Below are 15,646 nucleotides of genomic sequence, written 5' to 3' on the forward strand. Positions count from 1 at the left end.
GCATCTGCGCATAAGGGTCACCGGGCGGGAGCAGCCGCACCCCCTTCGGCGCCGGCGCGGACCGCAGCGCGTCGAGATCCTCGGTGAGGATCCAGTGCCGAACGCGACGTCCACCGACGACGCGCCTCGCAGCGTCGCGACCTGCGCAGCCTCACCCTGTAGCGACACCCTGTCCCGTTCCGGCAACGAGCCGAACGTCGTGATGGTGAGGGCCAGCTTCCGGCCGCTCTTGCGTGACCGCCATGTGCCGGTGATTTTGCCGTCTGCGAGGACCGTTCCCGGTTGGCCGACCATCCTCCACACTTCCCGGTGGTACTTCCTGTCGACGATCGTTTCGCGGTCGCGCATCTGCGCATAAGGGTCACCGGGCGGGAGCAGCCGCACCCCCTTCGGCGCCGGCGCGGACCGCAGCGCGTCGAGATCCTCGGTGAGGATCCAGGACGCGCCGCCGAACTCGACCTGGGTCAGCTCGTCCCCGACCAGGTTCCACCAGGGGTCGGTATCACCGGCATGGATCCCCGCCCACGAGGCGAAGCCGCCGCGCGTCGAGGGTCCATAGCAGCGCAGGTAGCGGCGAAGCAGTTCGGCGCGAGCGAGTTCGGGGTCGATGTCCGGGATCGGATGGCCAAGCCACTCGTCGACCAGGACGAACGGGGCTTTGCTCCCCACTCGTGGCGCCAGGCAGACCACCCGCTGCAATGTGAGGATACGCACGCAGAAATGTACGACGCCTTCACCGAGCGGCTGCCCCGGGGCGTAGGGACCCTCTTCCTCCCAGATGTCGCGTTGCCGCTTCGGCAGCCTGCGGGCAATCCGCGTGGCGATCTCCGCGCCCAACTCGTTGATGGCGAGCCCCCGCCCGGATAGCACGTCATGGGTTTCCGCGCCGGCCAGCTCCACCGTCTCGCTCAGGCTCATACCCAGCTTGTCCAACGCCGGCTCCACGCCGACAACCAGACGGCGCATCGCTTCCTCGGCCGGCGGGAGGACTCCGGTGGTGAATACCGGCGCGTCCGTGGCCGGGAAGTAGAACGGTGATCCGCGCATGCACCAGGTCTGCAGCAGGCTCTTCTCCTTGGCGACGGCGTCGGCCACCTGTTCCTGTGTCAGGTTTCGCACCCTGGCGTGCAGGGCAAGGAGGGCCGACCCGGGCGGGCTGTTCTGAATCCCGCACTTGCCGGCCGCGTCCAGCAGACCGCCTTCGCCCAACCGTTCGTCGAGATGATGGGCGGCCAGGCGGAACGCGATGACGTCGCCCTTCGAAACCCTGTCAGCCACTGGCACATAGTATCGCCGCCGCCGGCCGCCGGGGGAGGTTCATTGCCGCAGCAGGGCGCTGACTACGGTGCGTCGGCTCGTGAGCGCCGCAGGCTTGAGGGGCAGGCCGTCACGACTAGGCCGTGGCCGCCTTGCCCAACGCCGCAACGTGCACGGCGACGCCAAGATCCCGGATGTTCTCCTGCATTTCCCGGGGGAGCTGATCGTCGGTGACCACTGCGTCCAGCTTCTCGAGCGGAGCAACGTTGAACTTGGAGACGGTACCGAACTTAGTGCTGTCCGCCAGCAGGAAGCATGACGACGACGCCTCCAGTGCCGCCAGCTTAACTTCCACCTTGTCCATGGAAGGCGTGGTGACGCCGCGGGACATGTTCCAGGTGCCGGTGCTGAGGAAAAAGAGGTCGATGTTGATGGACTTGATGGTGTCCGCGGCGATGCGTCCGCAGCTGGACGCGCTGGACGGATCCACCACTCCGCCGGTGTGGATCGTCTCGACGTTCGGGTAGGCGAACAGGCTGGTGACAACGTAGAAGTCGTTGGTCACCACGGTGACGTTCTTGAGTCCGCCGAGATAAGGCACCACGGACTGGCACGTGGTGCCGGCATCGAGGAACACCACCATATCGTCCTCGACGTACTCCGCGGCGAGCTCCGCGATTGCCTGCTTGCGGGGGAGTTCCAGCTGGGCCCTGAATTCACGTTCCCGCGGCGGCTCCTGGCTGGTCCAGTCCGCGAGACGCACGCCGCCTTGGACGGAGACCACTTGGCCCAGGTCCTCCAGGGCGGTGATGTCCCGGCGGACGGTCATGTGGGAGACGTTCATGTAGTCGGTGAGGCTGCGGATGCTCAGGACACCCTCGCGCCTCAGCAGCCGAAGGATCTCCTGGTGGCGCTGCTCGGGGATCAGTGGTCGGGCTGTGGGACTCACGGGGGCTCCTTCGGGACGTGGACGTAACAAGCTTAACAACTTTTCACAGACTGTTCTCATTTGTGAATATTTGGGCTAATCTCTTAATTGATGTTAAACAAATTTGAGACCCTAGAGACCATCATCCGAACCGGTGCCTTGTTGATCGCCCGGCTGGATTCTGCCGATGAGGCCTACCGCGTTGCCGAGGCTGCCATCGACGGCGGAATCCGCGCCGTCGAGGTCCCGTTGACCGTTCCCGGTGCGCTCGGAGTCATTGAACGCCTCTCCGACAAATACGGTGACCAGGGAATTGTGGTGGGAGCCGGCACCGTGCTCGACGCCGAAGCAGCCTATGCTTCGGTGTCGGCAGGGGCGCGGCTGCTGGTCAGCCCGCAATTGAATCCCGCCATGATTGCCACCGCCAACCGGTACCAGGCCGTGACGGCCAGCGGTGCCTTCACCCCCACCGAAGTGCTCAACACACTTGAGGCCGGGGCTGACATCGTCAAGCTCTTCCCTGCCGAACTCGGCGGACCGGCTTATGTCAAGACAATCCTGGCACCACTGCCGCAGGCGCCCATCATGCCGTCCGGAGGTGTCACTCCGGCGAACGTCAGCGCATGGTTCGCTGCAGGAGTGACGGCAGTCGGCGTCGGCAGCTTTGTCACAAAAGCCGCCCAGAAAGACGGCGACTACAAGCTCGTATCCCAGGCAGCCCGAACGTTCCTCGCAGCCATAGACGCCGCCCGCCCCTAGGGCCCGATGCCCCGGACCGACAGCAAATGTCGCCAGAACACAAAGGAGTGAACTGCATGAGCCAAGCTTCAGCAGAAATCGATACGTCCCAGGACAAGCCGTTGAAGAGCGTGCGGATCAGGTGGTACCTGATTGCCCTGCTCGTCATTGGCGGGATTATCAACTATCTTGACCGCAACAACCTCAGCATCGCCAACACCACCATTGCCAAGGAATTTGGCCTCAACACCCTTCAGATGGGCCTGCTGCTTTCCGCGTTCTCCTGGCCCTACGCCATCGCGAACCTTCCCGCTGGTTACCTGGTGGACCGGTTCGGACCCAAGCGCATGTTCGCGTGGGCGGCGGGCCTTTGGTCCATCGTGTCCATGCTGTCCGCGTTGGCCAACTCCTTCGGGTTCCTGTACGCAGCCCGAGTTGCCCTGGGCATAGCCGAGTCACCGTTCTTCACGTCCGGGCTCAAGGTGGCCGACAAATGGTTCAACAAGACAGAGCGTGCACTCCCTGTATCAATCGTTAACACCGGATCACAGATCGCCAACGCGATTGCTCCGCCGCTGCTGACGTTCCTGATGCTCACCATGAGCTGGCGGGGGATGTTCGTCGTCATCGGTGCCTTGGGCATCGTCATTGCCCTGGTCTGGCTCCGGATCTACCGCGATCCGACGATGAAGGAGCAGTTCATCATTAAGGGTGCGGAGTTTGAGGAACAGCAGAAGCCGAAGGAAAAGCAGGCCGGCTGGGGCGAACTCCTCAAGCAGAAGAACACCTGGTTCATGGTCCTCGGCGCGTTCGGCATCTTTTACACCGTGTGGGTTTACCTCACATGGCTGCCCAGCTACCTTCAGACCGCGCGCGGCTTCAGCCTGAGCCAGATTGGATGGCTCGCGGGGTTGCCCTTCCTGTGCGGTGTCGTCGGCGTCCTGGCCGGAGGTATTCTGTCCGGCAAGCTCATCAAACGAGGAGTCCATACCGTCACGGCCCGCAAGATCCCCATCGTGGGCGGCGCGCTTGTGGCCGCTGCTGCGGTGCTTCCCGTGGCTTATGTCGAAAACACCGCGCTGGCCATCGTGCTGCTGTCGGTAGGCTACTTCGCAGCCCAGGTCCCCATCGGCGTGCTGTGGACCTTGGCCTCGGACATCGCGGAGTCCAACCAGGTGGCATCCCTGGGGGCCATCCAGAACTTCGGCGGCTTCCTCGGCGCTGCCGTAGCGCCGATCGTGACCGGATTTATCCTCAATGAGACAGGCGGCAACTATACGCTGGTGTTCCTGATCGGCGGCGTGCTGCTGATCGTCGGTGCCCTGTCCTACGGCATCTTTGTCAAGGACCGCCGCGCGGTCACCGCGGCGTAGCCGCGGCCAGGGCACAAGTTCTACGGTTCAAGGAAGAACAGGCAGTTGACTACCACCATCCCCAAAGTGTTCTTTGTGATTGGCCCGGCAGGCTCTGGAAAATCCAGTGTCAGCCTGCTCATCGCCCAGCGATTCGGGGCGGCGTACATCGACAAGGACACGGCCACCATCCGGTTCACCGAGCTGCTGCTCAAACTCAACAACTCGGATCCCAACGAGCGGGACAACAACGAGTTCTACCAGGGCACCATCATGCCGCTCGAGTACGCGTCCATCCTGGACCTCACCCGTGACAACCTGATGGCCGGGAACTCCGTCGTCCTGGACGCGCCGTTCGGGAAGTTTTTCCCGGATGACGACTATCTGTCCAAGGTCCGAGTCCAGCACCGGTGGCCGGAGGCGGAGCTGGTAGTGGTACATGTCAGGCTGGCCGGCGAAGCGCTCCGTCAGCGCCTGGTTGCCCGTGGCTACCCGCGGGACGAATGGAAGCTCGCCAACTGGGAAACATTCTGGGCCGGTGCGCAGGCAAATTCCTGCCAATGGAAGGAAGCCCGCCACCTGGACTTCGACAACAGCGCTGCGGCTGCGGACATCACCGACTTCGCAGCTGCGCTGGATTCCGGCGCCGCGTAAGGCACGACGCCGTAAAGGGAGAGGACGACGGCGGGAGGCCCCGCCGTCGTCCGCTTCGCGCTGCCATGACTACCGGCCGGTGTGGCCAGTCGACGCCGTCAGCTGCAAAGGCGGCCCGCCGGCGGGCCCGCGCCTCTGGCCCGCACCCGACATCTGTGCTGGACTGTTGTGGGTACCGCGCCTGCTTCGGGCGCCGCCCAGCAGTCGGCCAGCCGGCTCAGACCGGCCCAAAGAAGGGATCTGTCGCACGGCAACGTTCAAGATCGGCTACTTGGACGGCATCCTGTTCGTGTCCCCTGAATACAACCGCTCCATCCCCGGCGCACTCAAGAACGCCATCGACTGGGGATCGCGCCCTTGGGGAACCAACTCGTTCGCCCGCAAACCCACCGGCATCATCGGTGCTTCGCCCGGCAGTATCGGCACCGCTGTGATGCAGTCCTCCATGCGCGCCGTCCTCAGTTTCCTGGACGCGCCCCAGCTCAACGCCCCCGAGGCCTACCTGAAGTTCAATCCCGCCGATTTCGCCGACGACGGAACGGTCACCAACCAGGGCACCGCGGACTTCCTGCGCCACTACATGGAGGAGTACGGCGCGTTCGTGCAACGGGTGCTCGCCGCCAACGCCCCCGGCCACATCGGCGACCCCACACCCGACTCGGCCAAGCTCTCGCGCTAGCTGGCGCCCGGGCAATGATCACGGTCCCGCACGCCTTATTGAAACTCCCTCAGGGCCTCTGAATACTGGAAGGCAGGTTATTCAGGATCGGGGCGGTGTGGACATGACCAGCGAAGGAAACGGGGGTGCGTTCAGGCGCCGGGTGGAACGTGCCGCCGAGCTTCGCGCCGTCCGTGCAACCGGAATGTCGGCCCAGGAGGAGGCCGAGCTCGCTGCTGCCGAGGAAAAGGAACGGGAAAAGCGGCGGAAAGTCGATGACGCAAGGAGGGTTGAATACCTGATCCGGGACGCCATGGCCCAAGGGAAGTTCGACAACCTTAAGTACGCCGGCAAACCCATCCCGGGGCTGGGCGAAGGTTACGATCCCGACTGGTGGGTCAAGGGCCTCATCCAGCGCGAGAACATTACCGGCATGGCCCCGAAAGCCATTCTCCTGCGGACCGAGGACGCCGGGCTGGACGCCAGGCTCGATGCCCAGTACTCGGAAAAGCAGGTCCGCGACATCCTGCAGGACTTCAATAAGCGCGTGATCGACGCCCGCCGCCAGCTCCAGGGCGGTCCGCCTGTCATCACCAGCACCCGGGACGTGGATGCCGAGGTGGACCGCTGGCGCGAACGCCGTGCAGCCGTTGCCGCTGCGGCGCCGCCGCCACCGGAGCCTGAAGTGAAGCGCTCCTGGTGGCGGCGGATCTGGAACGGTGAAACCTGACGGTCAACCGCGAGCCGACGTCACTCGTAAAGGTCAGACGGTGCGCGGGGCCCGGGCCAGGTTCTCCGTGAGCTCTGCGGCAGTCTGGCGAACGACGTACGCGGGGCGGTCGCGCTCAACCCGCCAGCTTTCGGCCAGGGGACCGACGTTGACGGTGTCGAAGCCAAACTCGTCGTAGATCCGGGTCACGAGTTCGGCAGCCTCGGGGTAGTCGCTGGCCGTGGCAAGGGCGCGCCGGCCTTCGGTGCCGGCCGGCATTCCGTCACTGGTGATCTCTTTCGCCATGATGTGGTTGAAGCCCTTGGCCACCTTGGAGGTGGGGAGGTGCTTCTGCAGCAGCCCGGAGGTCGTCTCCTGGCCGCTGTCCAGTTCAGGGAAGCGCCCGTCCCGCTCCCAGTAGTAGTTGTTCGTGTCAATCACGATCTTGCCTTCCAGCGGCTGCACCGGAAGGTCCCCGATGCTCTTGAGCGGCACGGTGACGACGGCGAAATCGCCCGCCGCGGCCGCCTCCGCCGCAGTTGCGGCCCGCGCCCGCGGTCCCAGCTCCGCCACGAGGGCCGTCAGCGTTTCCGGGCCGCGCGAATTGCTGATGACCACCTCGTAGCCGAGTTCCGCGGCCTTGCGGGCAATCTGGCTGCCAATGTGTCCTGCACCGATGATTCCGATTGTTGTCATATCCGGGCCAACACTAACCCGGCACGGGATATTTCGGGGCTCGCCACAATTTGTAGCGTCTGGCACAAAGTTAGCGCCAGTCCTCTTCGAAATCCGGGTGATCTGCGTAGGGCAGCGCCAGTGCCTTCAGCGAACGCGTGGTCCATTCAATGGCCTCGGGAATCCATCGGGATTCCTCCTCGAACGGGTCGCTGACCATGGTGGCCAGGGCCGTCTGCCGGGCCGATTCGACGACCCGGATAACCCTCTTCTTCGCCTCGCACTCAAGCAAGAGCCGGTGCTCGTACCATTTTGCTGACTCGGAAACCGTGCGGTCGCTGAGAAGCTTGAGGGCCGCCGCCTCATCTTCCCTGATGCGCTCGGACAGGAACTCGACGATGTCCACAATCGTTCAGCCGCCGGCCGCCCCGTCCGTGAGGTCGGCGACTGTGACGTCACCGCCTTCGGCGGGGTCCTGGGAATGTACCCGGATGTCCCGGGGATCAGCGTTTTCGTCGCCCTCGGCCGGAGCTTCACTGTGGACACGCTCCGACACTCGCGGGTTTTCGCTCATGTCCGCTCCTTTGCTTGCTTTGTGCCGTGATCTCAAACTCCCGCTACTCATCATCTAGCTCCCGGAGCCATAGGGCTGTCAAGGACCTTTCCGCCCCTGCCGCCGCCACTGCAGTAGAGGACAATAAGTCCCATCGAAGGACGGCCAGCGAAGGAGCAGGACAGTGTCAGAGACGAACGGACCACGGCGCGCAGCGCAGCAGATGCAGGAAGCGGCCCGGTACCTGGCCCGTGCCGCCAGGAACCTGGACGCTCCCTCGGACAGCCACGAAATCCTCCGCAGCCTGACGGACACGCAGGGCTCCATCGCCCAGGCCATCCGCGAACTGGCCGCATGGCACCGGGCGGCGGCAGCAGGAACGCACTATTCCCGCCCGCACAATGAAAGCGCCCGCGGCGTGATGACGGCGGTGGCCGAGTTGGACATCGCGGCGCAGGAAGCCGACGCCCTGCAGGAAACCCTCAACCGGGCGCACGGCGGCAGCAGCGTGGTGAACTGGCTGGAAGAACCCGACCGTGAGGCACCGGGCCGCGACACCTGAGCGGCGGCTCCGCCACAGCTTGCACCGGAGTTCGCCGGCCGGCCGCTCACGCAAGCGGACGACGGCGGGAAGTCCCGCCGTCGTCCGCTGCTTTCGGTTCTGGGCCGCCGGGTGCGCCGCTACGCGTGCGCGTAGGTGAGGCAGTCGGCATTGTCCGCGCCGGGTCCCACATGGACCTCGGGCGCCTTGCACATCAGGTGGTCGTTATGGGCGCATTCCGAGCGCTGGCACGCTCCGACGTCGGCCAGGACCTTGGGCAGGCCGCCGTGGGTGCCGGTGTCGATGAAGGTGGCGCAGGATGCGTGGTCTTCGGTCCCGCCCACCGTGATGGCGGCGGCGCTGCAATGCGAATGGTCGTTGAAGGAACAGTTGGAAACACTGCAGTCTGCGACGTGCGTTGTCATAGGAAGATCCTCCGTGGTTCGGCTGCCCGGGCGGGCGGCTCCCTGCGTCCACGGTAGGCCTGTTCGGCCCGATCAAAAAGACCCAAACGCATGACCTAATTGCGGGACCTGCGGGCGCTTAGGCATTACGGCCTATGGTCCGGCGACGCGCCGCTCCCTAGAATTGAGGTAGGGCCGACGGCACGACTCCCGGCACGTCCGGGGGGCCTTCCCACAACCGCCGCCGGCCCCTCAACAGGGAGCACCAGGCCGCACCAGGCAAAGGCAGCTACACGAGGCTGTCTTCCTTTTCGTGCGGCTGGCCTCGCTGTGCCGTGGCCGTTTCCGGGGCCGGCACGGTCGCGTAGTGGTGGAAAGGGTTGAACCGGCTGCGGGACAGCTCGCCGAACGCGTAGGCGGTCTCGGCGTGCTCGGACAGGTCCACGCCCACGCTTTCGGCTTCCTCGCTGACGCGGAAACCCAGCGTCTTGTGGATGGCGAGGCCCAGGACGGTGGTCACCAGTCCGGACAGCAGCACCGTCACCAGGACGGCAACGGTCTGGGCCACCAGCTGGTGAAGTCCGCCGCCGTAGAAGAGGCCGCCGCCCTCGCCGTCCACCGGCAGTGCAATGAAGCCAAGGGCCAGCGTGCCGATGAGGCCGCCGCCGAGGTGGACGCCCACAACGTCGAGCGAGTCGTCAAGGCCGAACCGGTACTTCAGGTCCACGAAGATGGCGCAGAGGGCGCCCGCGGCGAGCCCCAGGCCGATGGCTGCAACCGGGCTGATGTTGGCGCAGGACGGCGTGATGGCCACCAGGCCGGCCACTACGCCGGACGCGGCGCCCAGCGAGGTGGGGTGTCCGTGGCGGATCTTTTCGGTGACGAGCCAGCTCAGCATGGCCGCGGCAGGGGCCACGAGGGTGTTGATCCAGATCAGCCCGGCCTGCTCCGCCGTGGTGGCTGCCCCGCCGTTGAAACCGAACCAGCCGAACCAGAGGATGGCGGCTCCGAGCATGATGAAGGGGATGTTGTGCGGGCGGTGGTTGGGGTCCTTGCCGAACCCCTGGCGCTTGCCCACGATGACGGCCAGGACAAGTGCTGCCACGCCGGAGCTGATTTCCACCACGGTGCCGCCGGCGAAGTCGATGACCTGCCCGAACACGGAGGTGATGGCTCCGTTGGCGCCCAGCAGTCCGCCGCCCCAGACCATGTAGGCCAGCGGGCAGTACACCAGGGTGATCCAGATGGGCACAAAGAGCGCCCAGGAGCTGAACTTGGCGCGGTCGGCGATGGCGCCGCTGATGAGGGCAACGGTGACCATGGCGAACGTGCCCGCGTAGGCTGCCTTGATGAGGTCCGGGGAGCCGATGAGGTTGGTGAGCCCGAAGTTGGCGAACGGGTTGCCGAAGAAGCCCAGCACGCCTTCCCCGCTGCTCATGGAATAGCCCCACAGCACCCAGATGACGCCGACGATGCCCGCCGAGATGAAGCTCATCATGATCATGTTGAGCGCCGCCTTGGCCCGGGTCATGCCGCCGTAAAAGAGGCCGAGGCCGGGCGTCATGATCAGCACAAGGGCCGTCGACACCAGCACCCAGACGTTTTCCGCAGTGATTTGCACCTGCGTGTCCCTTCTCATCAAGTCTTCCGTACGGGACCTCGAGTGATTCCGGGCCACGCCCCCGCTCAATGTTTCACGTTCCGTGTTTCCGATAATCGGGCGCTACGTTGCAGGAAAGTTACAGGAACGGAGCCTGCGTGAAGATCACGTGACCGCCATGTTTCGGACATGTTAACGGAAGGCCCTGGGCGGGGTGGTTGGGGGTTTTTGGCGAGGCACGTTTCGGCGAGATGACCGGCTGCTCACCACGGGCGGATGGGCCGTTGGTCAATGGGCCGGGCCGGCGTTAAACAGAGAACGACGGCGGGACGTCCCGCCGTCGTTCTCTGTTGCGTTACCGGGGTGACCCGGATGCGATATAGCGGCCGGCTAACCGGCCAGGCCGGCCACGCCGAAAATGGCGGCAGCGATCGCGAAGCCCATGACGCCGATCAGCGTTTCCATGACGGTCCAGGTCTTCAGGGTGGTCTTGACGTCCATGCCGAAGAATCGGCCCACCAGCCAGAAGCCGGAGTCGTTGACGTGCGAGACCACCACGGAACCGGCGGCCACGGCGATGACCAGGGCGGCCACCTGCATGCCGTTCATGCCCGCGAGGGCCACTGCGGGAGCGATCAGCCCGGCGGTGGTGGTCAGTGCCACCGTCGCGGAACCCTGCGCGATGCGCAGGATGGCCGAGATCAGGAAGCCGGCCAGCAGCAGGGGGATGCCGACGTCGCCCAGGACGCCGGCCAGGGCGGTGCCGATGCCGGAGGTGCGCAGCACGCCGCCGAACATGCCGCCGGCGCCGGTGATCAGGATGACGGAGCAGACCGGGCCGAGGGAGGATTCGAGCAGCTTCTCCAGGGTGGCGCCGCGGGAGCCGCGCAGCCTGCCCAGGACGAACATGGCCACCAGTACCGCGATCAGCAGTGCCACCGGCGTTTCACCGAGGGTGCGCAGGATCTGGTACCAGGCCTCGGTCTTTGCCGAGGCCGGAAGGACGCCGGAGGACGCCAGCGTGCTGAGGCCGGTGTTGAGGAAGATGAGGACCAGCGGAAGGAGCAGGACGCCCACCACCGTGCGGAAGCGCGGCGGGTTCTCTTCGGCGGCGGTGTCGGCGTGGCCGAGCAGTTCCGGGACCGGGAGGACCAGCTTCTTGCCCGTCCACAGGCCGAACAGGTAGGCCGTGATGTACCAGGTGGGGATTGCGGTGATGAGGCCGGCGATCAGGACCAGCCCGATGTTGGCGTCGAAGAAGGTTGCCGCGGAGACCGGGCCCGGGTGCGGGGGCAGGAAGATGTGCATTACCGAGAAGGCACCTGCGGCCGGCAGGCCGTAGCGCAGCACGCCGCCGCCAAGCCGGTGCGCCACCGCGAAGACTACGGGCAGCATGACCACCAGTCCCGCGTCGAAGAAGATGGGGAAGCCGAAGATCAGCGAGGCGAGGCCCAGCGCGAAGGGGGCGCGCTTCTCACCGAAGATGTTGATGAGGTAGTCGGCAAGCGCCTTCGCGCCGCCGCTGGTCTCAACGATGCGGCCGAGCATGGCACCCAGGCCAACCAGCAGGGCCACCGTGCCCAGCGTGCTGCCGAACCCGTTGACCAGCACCGGAACCACCTTGTCCGCCGGGATGCCGGTGGCGAAGGCGGTTGCCAGGCTGATGAGGATCAGGGCCAGCAACGCGTGCATGCGCAGCTTGATGATGAGGAACAGCAGCACCAGGATGGCGGCGCCGGCAATCAGCAGCAGGGGACCTGCGCCGAGGGTTTGAGTCCATCCTTCGATGGTCATGGTTCTCCTTTGAAACAGATGTGTTGGGGGGGGTGGAGCTATGGGGGGATTAGGGGGTCAGGAACCGCTGGGAGCGTTGTCCGCCGGCAGGTGAAGGGCGGACTTGATGGCCTGGACCAGGTCCTCGGGGGTGCGGGTGATGGCCAGCCGAAGGCTTCCGGCGGCGAGCTCCTCCGGCGTCAGCGGTTCCAGTGTGGCCAGCTGGCTGGGCAGGAGCGTCACGGGCATGAAGTGGCCCTCGCGTCCGCGCATGCGCTCGCCGAGCAGGGCGGGGTCGCCGTCGAGGTGGATGAAGACCACGGTGCCATCTGCTTCCGAGAGCAGCTGGCGGTAGCTGTGCTTGAGGGCGGAGCAGGTCAGGACCGTGCTCTTGCCTTCCGCGGCCTGGGCGGTCATCCAGTCGCGGATGGACCGCAGCCACGGCCAGCGGTCCTCGTCCTGCAGCGGGGTGCCGGCGTTCATCTTGGCGATGTTGGACTCGGGGTGGAACTGGTCCGCCTCGGCCATATCCCAGCCGAGGTCCCGGGAGAGGGCTCCGGCGATGGTGGATTTGCCGGCTCCGGCGACACCCATGACTACCAAATGCATGGCAGGAAACTTCATTGTTCTACCTCCGTAGAAGACATCGTTGGCTTCGGAATGAAGCTCAGGCCAGCAGCGGACGCTGGATAGGAAAATAAGATAGCACCATTCATCGTGATTAGTAGCATCTTTATGTAATACAGGTCATACCTTTGCCACTTTTTGGCCTAAACTGGAGGCCAGGCGCCACGGCGCAGAGGGAGGCTACAAAGATGTCGACGGCGACAGACGACCACGCGGACGCAAACGACGGGGACGCGGCCGTTCCGGCCCTGCACCTGCGGGTACTGGACGCCCTCGGCGAAGCCATTGTTTCCGGTGAGCTGGCCCCGGGCCGCCGGCTGACCCTGGACGACCTTCAGCAGCAGTACAAGATTTCCCGCACGCTGGCCCGGGACACCATGCGCGTCCTGGAATCGATGAATCTGGTGTACTCCCGCCGACGGGTGGGCATCGTGGTGCAGGACCCCGAACTCTGGAACGTCTTTGACCCCAAGCTGGTGCGGTGGCGGCTGGCATCCAGCCGCCGTGCCGAGCAGTACAGCAGCCTCACGGAACTCCGGATCGCCGTCGAACCCATTGCTGCGGCCGGTGCTGCGCGCCGTGCGGGCGCAGCGGAACGCCGCCAGCTGACGGCGCTGGCCGCGGAACTGAGACGGCTTGGCGAAGCCGGCGAGCTGGAGGCATTCCTCAAGGCGGACATCGCCTTCCACAGCCTGCTCCTGCACAGCAGCGGGAACGAAATGTTCAAGGCCCTGGATGGAATGGTGGCCGAAGTCCTGTCCAGCCGGACTAAACAGGGACTGATGCCCTTCAAGCCGCGTCCCGAAGCGCTGGCGGCCCACGAGGCCGTGGCGGCGGCGGTTGCCGGGGGCGATGCCGGCACGGCGGAGGCCGCCATGCACCACATCCTCGATGAGGTCCGCACCGCGATGGGGCTGCCGTAGCCTAGCGGGAGGGCGCCGGCGTCGGGTTGCTCATGGACGGCGGTGGTGGCGGGAAGGGATTGGCCGGATACAGCCCGGCCACCTCCATCATGTAGTTGGCCCACTGCGGACCGGCGAGCATGTAACCGTCCACAGACTTGTAGAAGTTGCCGTTGATGGTGACGTTCTGGCCCGCCCGTTGTTGGCCCTCCAGGGTGTCTCCAAAGAAGGACGCGGTGGCCAGGCCCGAGGTGTAGCCCGCCACCCAGGTGGCGCCGTTGTTGTTCGATGTTCCCGTTTTGGCCGCCACCGGCACCTTGCTCTGGACCTTCGGGTTGATGTAGACGCCCGAGCCCATTTTCAGTACGTCCTGGAGCACCGCGTTGACGCCGCGGGCCACCTCGGGCTTAACGGCGTTGCGGCATTGGGAGGATTCGGCCGGCAGGTGCCGGCCTGCCGGGTCGCTCACGTCCGCCATGGCGATCGGGGTGCAGTATCGGCCGTCATTGGCGAACGTGGCAAAGGCATTGGCCAGGTGAAGGGGAGCCACGCCGATGGCGCCCAGCAGGTTGCCGAGCTGGTGCATGTTGATCTGGGCGCCGTCCAGCCCGCTGTGGAGGCCCACCGCATCCACCATCTTCTGGATTCCGCAGAAGTCCAGCTGCGTGGCTTCGGCGAAAGTTGCCGTGTTGATGGAGTTGTACAGGCCGTAGTTGACCGGCATGGGCCGGTAGTAGCCGGGGTCGTTGTTCTGGAGATCGTCGGCCGCGCCCTCGGCTCTCTGGGCCGTGCTGTAGGCGCCCAGCACCTTTCCACAGCTGGACCGCCACGGGAAGCCGAGAGGATAGGTCCGACGCGACGCGTCGACCACCGCGTTCAGGGGTTTGCCCTCGTTCAGCCATTCAGCGAAGGTGAAGGGCTTCATGGTGGATCCGGGCTGGAACCCGCCGGCCCCGTTGAGGTCATTGCCGTTGGCGTCCCTGGAATCGACGTTGAAGTTCAGCTGGGTATCGAATTTCCCTTCCGCCGGAAGGAAGACCGTGTTCTGAGCCATGGCCAGGATCCTGCCGGACCCGGGCTGTATGGTCACCAGGGCAGCGCCCCATTTGTCCGGATTCGCTCCTGCGGTGGCGTCCACCTGGGCCTGGGCTGCGGCCTGTAGCCTGCTGTCCAACGTGGTGACGATGGTCAGGCCGCCGCGGTACAGCAGCCTCTCCCTGTCGTTGATGTCCGCTCCGTAGGCCGGGTTGTTAAGGATCAGGTGCGACACATAGTCACAGAAGTACGGTGCGATCACGGCGGCTGCGCAGCCCTGCCGGCCCGGGGTGATCTTCAGCTCCGCCCCGGCGGCCACGGCGGCATCGTGCTCGGCCTGGGTGATTTTGCCCTGCTCCAGCATGTTGCCCAGGACCTGGTTGCGGCGTTGCAGCGAGTTCTCCGGATGCACTGCAGGGTCGTAGAAGCTGGGGCTGTTCACCAGCCCGGCAAGAAGCGCCGCCTGCGGCAGGGTCAGGTCCTTGGCGGAAACACTGAAGAAGTGCCGCGCGGCGGCCTCGATTCCGTAGGCATCCCGGTTGAAGAACACAATGTTCAGGTAGCCTTCGAGGATTTGGTCCTTGGTGTATTTCTTCTCCAGTTCAATGGCGAGCTTCATCTCCCGAATCTTGTCGCCAACGCTCTTTTGGCCGCTGAGAATGACCTGCTCGCCTTGATCCGCCGAAAGATACGACTCGTTGATGACGTTGGTGACGTACTGCTGCGTCAGCGTGGATGCGCCCTGACGGCCGCCCTGGGTGACATTGAATGTCAGCGCGCGGAGGATGCCCTGGGGGTCAACGCCGCCATGTTCGTAGAAGCGGCTGTCCTCGATCGCGACGATCGCGTCCTTGATGAACGGCGACATCTGGTCGAGGGTGACGCGCACCCGGTTTTCCGCGTAGAAGGTGGCGATGGGCTGGCCGTCTGCGGTCACCATTTTGGTGGCCTGCGACGGGGGATCGACCGTGAGGTCACCGGGCAGGCTGTTGAAGAACGTGATCGAAGTGCTGACCGTCATGCCGGCCGCCGCGACGCTGGGTGCCACCAGGCTGGCGGCCAGGACGCCGCAGACGGCGCTCACGGCAATAAACCCGATCAGCCTTCCCAGGGCTGCGGCCAGACGGTAACCCCATCGCTTCTTCGGCGTCATTTTTCCAGCTATCACGCGTGCCAGTGCTTCAAGGCTACGCCGGGCCGCCGCCCGCCGGACAGAGTCCTACAGCCCTACTGCCGGAAG

At 65.3% G+C, this 15,646-nt stretch carries 16 protein-coding genes and 1 pseudogene; 7 read left to right on the forward strand and 10 right to left on the reverse strand.

Features of this window, described 5'->3' with window-relative positions; genetic code table 11:
* Together ACFVWT_RS21870 and ACFVWT_RS21875 are read right to left on the reverse strand one after the other, a co-directional pair.
* On the reverse strand, positions 1 to 1,278 hold a 1,278-nt coding region (locus ACFVWT_RS21870; RefSeq protein WP_390251630.1), incomplete at its 3' end, for a winged helix DNA-binding domain-containing protein.
* A gap of 115 nt (positions 1,279 to 1,393) precedes the next feature.
* Positions 1,394 to 2,206, reverse strand: a complete 813-nt coding sequence (locus tag ACFVWT_RS21875; RefSeq protein ID WP_390251632.1) for a DeoR/GlpR family DNA-binding transcription regulator — start codon at positions 2,204 to 2,206, stop codon at positions 1,394 to 1,396.
* Between the two features lie 90 nt (positions 2,207 to 2,296).
* Between ACFVWT_RS21875 and ACFVWT_RS21880 the strand changes: the two genes are divergently transcribed.
* The 5 genes and pseudogenes from ACFVWT_RS21880 (at position 2,297) to ACFVWT_RS21900 (ending at position 6,317) form a co-directional block, all read left to right on the forward strand.
* Entirely contained in the window at positions 2,297 to 2,944 is a 648-nt protein-coding gene (locus tag ACFVWT_RS21880; RefSeq protein WP_390251634.1) for a bifunctional 4-hydroxy-2-oxoglutarate aldolase/2-dehydro-3-deoxy-phosphogluconate aldolase, read from the forward strand.
* Between the two features lie 56 nt (positions 2,945 to 3,000).
* Positions 3,001 to 4,296 carry an MFS transporter gene (locus ACFVWT_RS21885; RefSeq protein WP_390251636.1) on the forward strand — a complete coding sequence of 432 codons (1,296 nt, stop codon included), beginning with the start codon at positions 3,001 to 3,003 and terminating at the stop codon, positions 4,294 to 4,296.
* 45 nt (positions 4,297 to 4,341) lie between these two features.
* On the forward strand, positions 4,342 to 4,929 hold the full coding sequence (locus ACFVWT_RS21890) for an AAA family ATPase (protein WP_390251638.1): 588 nt from the start codon (positions 4,342 to 4,344) through the stop codon (positions 4,927 to 4,929).
* 217 nt (positions 4,930 to 5,146) lie between these two features.
* A pseudogene (locus ACFVWT_RS21895) lies at positions 5,147 to 5,608 on the forward strand (NADPH-dependent FMN reductase); the annotation flags it as partial.
* A 103-nt stretch (positions 5,609 to 5,711) separates the two neighbouring features.
* Entirely contained in the window at positions 5,712 to 6,317 is a 606-nt protein-coding gene (locus ACFVWT_RS21900) for a DUF1992 domain-containing protein (protein ID WP_390251640.1), read from the forward strand.
* Positions 6,318 to 6,350: 33 nt separating this feature from the next.
* Here ACFVWT_RS21900 and ACFVWT_RS21905 read toward each other — a convergent pair whose 3' ends face one another.
* From ACFVWT_RS21905 to ACFVWT_RS21915, 3 genes are all read right to left on the reverse strand, one after another.
* Entirely contained in the window at positions 6,351 to 6,992 is a 642-nt protein-coding gene (locus ACFVWT_RS21905; RefSeq protein ID WP_390251642.1) for an NADPH-dependent F420 reductase, read from the reverse strand.
* A 70-nt stretch (positions 6,993 to 7,062) separates the two neighbouring features.
* Entirely contained in the window at positions 7,063 to 7,377 is a 315-nt protein-coding gene (locus ACFVWT_RS21910) for a DUF6221 family protein (RefSeq protein ID WP_390251644.1), read from the reverse strand.
* 6 nt (positions 7,378 to 7,383) lie between these two features.
* A complete protein-coding gene (locus ACFVWT_RS21915; RefSeq protein ID WP_390251646.1) occupies positions 7,384 to 7,545 on the reverse strand; it encodes a hypothetical protein in 162 nt (53 codons plus the stop codon).
* A gap of 163 nt (positions 7,546 to 7,708) precedes the next feature.
* Here ACFVWT_RS21915 and ACFVWT_RS21920 point away from each other — a divergent pair, with 163 nt between their 5' ends.
* Positions 7,709 to 8,086, forward strand: coding sequence for a hypothetical protein (locus tag ACFVWT_RS21920; RefSeq protein WP_390251648.1), 378 nt, complete (start codon positions 7,709 to 7,711; stop codon positions 8,084 to 8,086).
* 119 nt (positions 8,087 to 8,205) lie between these two features.
* Here ACFVWT_RS21920 and ACFVWT_RS21925 read toward each other — a convergent pair whose 3' ends face one another.
* The 4 genes from ACFVWT_RS21925 to ACFVWT_RS21940 all read right to left on the reverse strand — a co-directional run bounded on the left by ACFVWT_RS21925 (position 8,206) and on the right by ACFVWT_RS21940 (position 12,466).
* Positions 8,206 to 8,490 (reverse strand): DUF1540 domain-containing protein, encoded by a 285-nt coding sequence (locus ACFVWT_RS21925; RefSeq protein WP_390251650.1) that lies wholly within the window; start codon positions 8,488 to 8,490, stop codon positions 8,206 to 8,208.
* Between the two features lie 268 nt (positions 8,491 to 8,758).
* Complete coding sequence (locus ACFVWT_RS21930; RefSeq protein ID WP_390251652.1) at positions 8,759 to 10,090, reverse strand: ammonium transporter; 1,332 nt, start codon at positions 10,088 to 10,090, stop codon at positions 8,759 to 8,761.
* A 369-nt stretch (positions 10,091 to 10,459) separates the two neighbouring features.
* Positions 10,460 to 11,863: a GntP family permease gene (locus ACFVWT_RS21935; protein WP_390251654.1), complete on the reverse strand. Its 1,404-nt coding sequence runs from the start codon at positions 11,861 to 11,863 to the stop codon at positions 10,460 to 10,462.
* Positions 11,864 to 11,920: 57 nt separating this feature from the next.
* On the reverse strand, positions 11,921 to 12,466 hold the full coding sequence (locus tag ACFVWT_RS21940; RefSeq protein WP_390251656.1) for a gluconokinase: 546 nt from the start codon (positions 12,464 to 12,466) through the stop codon (positions 11,921 to 11,923).
* 191 nt (positions 12,467 to 12,657) lie between these two features.
* Between ACFVWT_RS21940 and ACFVWT_RS21945 the strand changes: the two genes are divergently transcribed.
* Complete coding sequence (locus ACFVWT_RS21945; RefSeq protein ID WP_390251658.1) at positions 12,658 to 13,392, forward strand: FadR/GntR family transcriptional regulator; 735 nt, start codon at positions 12,658 to 12,660, stop codon at positions 13,390 to 13,392.
* Between the two features lies 1 nt (position 13,393).
* On the opposite strand, the gene ACFVWT_RS21950 is transcribed toward ACFVWT_RS21945, so the two are convergent.
* Entirely contained in the window at positions 13,394 to 15,559 is a 2,166-nt protein-coding gene (locus ACFVWT_RS21950) for a transglycosylase domain-containing protein (RefSeq protein ID WP_390251660.1), read from the reverse strand.
* Positions 15,560 to 15,646: the final 87 nt, after the last annotated feature.

This window comes from Arthrobacter sp. NPDC058288 (assembly GCF_042880995.1).
Taxonomy (GTDB): Bacteria; Actinomycetota; Actinomycetes; order Actinomycetales; family Micrococcaceae; genus Arthrobacter.

What these genes read in the sequence shown, in the direction of transcription:
- ACFVWT_RS21880 (WP_390251634.1), top strand. Translation starts at nt 2,297, where the DNA reads ATGTTAAACAAATTTGAGACCCTAGAGACCATCATCCGAACCGGTGCC.
- ACFVWT_RS21885 (WP_390251636.1), top strand. Translation starts at nt 3,001, where the DNA reads ATGAGCCAAGCTTCAGCAGAAATCGATACGTCCCAGGACAAGCCGTTG.
- ACFVWT_RS21900 (WP_390251640.1), top strand. Translation starts at nt 5,712, where the DNA reads ATGACCAGCGAAGGAAACGGGGGTGCGTTCAGGCGCCGGGTGGAACGT.
- ACFVWT_RS21905 (WP_390251642.1), bottom strand. Translation starts at nt 6,992, where the DNA reads ATGACAACAATCGGAATCATCGGTGCAGGACACATTGGCAGCCAGATT.
- ACFVWT_RS21915 (WP_390251646.1), bottom strand. Translation starts at nt 7,545, where the DNA reads ATGAGCGAAAACCCGCGAGTGTCGGAGCGTGTCCACAGTGAAGCTCCG.
- ACFVWT_RS21925 (WP_390251650.1), bottom strand. Translation starts at nt 8,490, where the DNA reads ATGACAACGCACGTCGCAGACTGCAGTGTTTCCAACTGTTCCTTCAAC.
- ACFVWT_RS21935 (WP_390251654.1), bottom strand. Translation starts at nt 11,863, where the DNA reads ATGACCATCGAAGGATGGACTCAAACCCTCGGCGCAGGTCCCCTGCTG.
- ACFVWT_RS21940 (WP_390251656.1), bottom strand. Translation starts at nt 12,466, where the DNA reads ATGAAGTTTCCTGCCATGCATTTGGTAGTCATGGGTGTCGCCGGAGCC.
- ACFVWT_RS21945 (WP_390251658.1), top strand. Translation starts at nt 12,658, where the DNA reads ATGTCGACGGCGACAGACGACCACGCGGACGCAAACGACGGGGACGCG.
- ACFVWT_RS21950 (WP_390251660.1), bottom strand. Translation starts at nt 15,559, where the DNA reads ATGACGCCGAAGAAGCGATGGGGTTACCGTCTGGCCGCAGCCCTGGGA.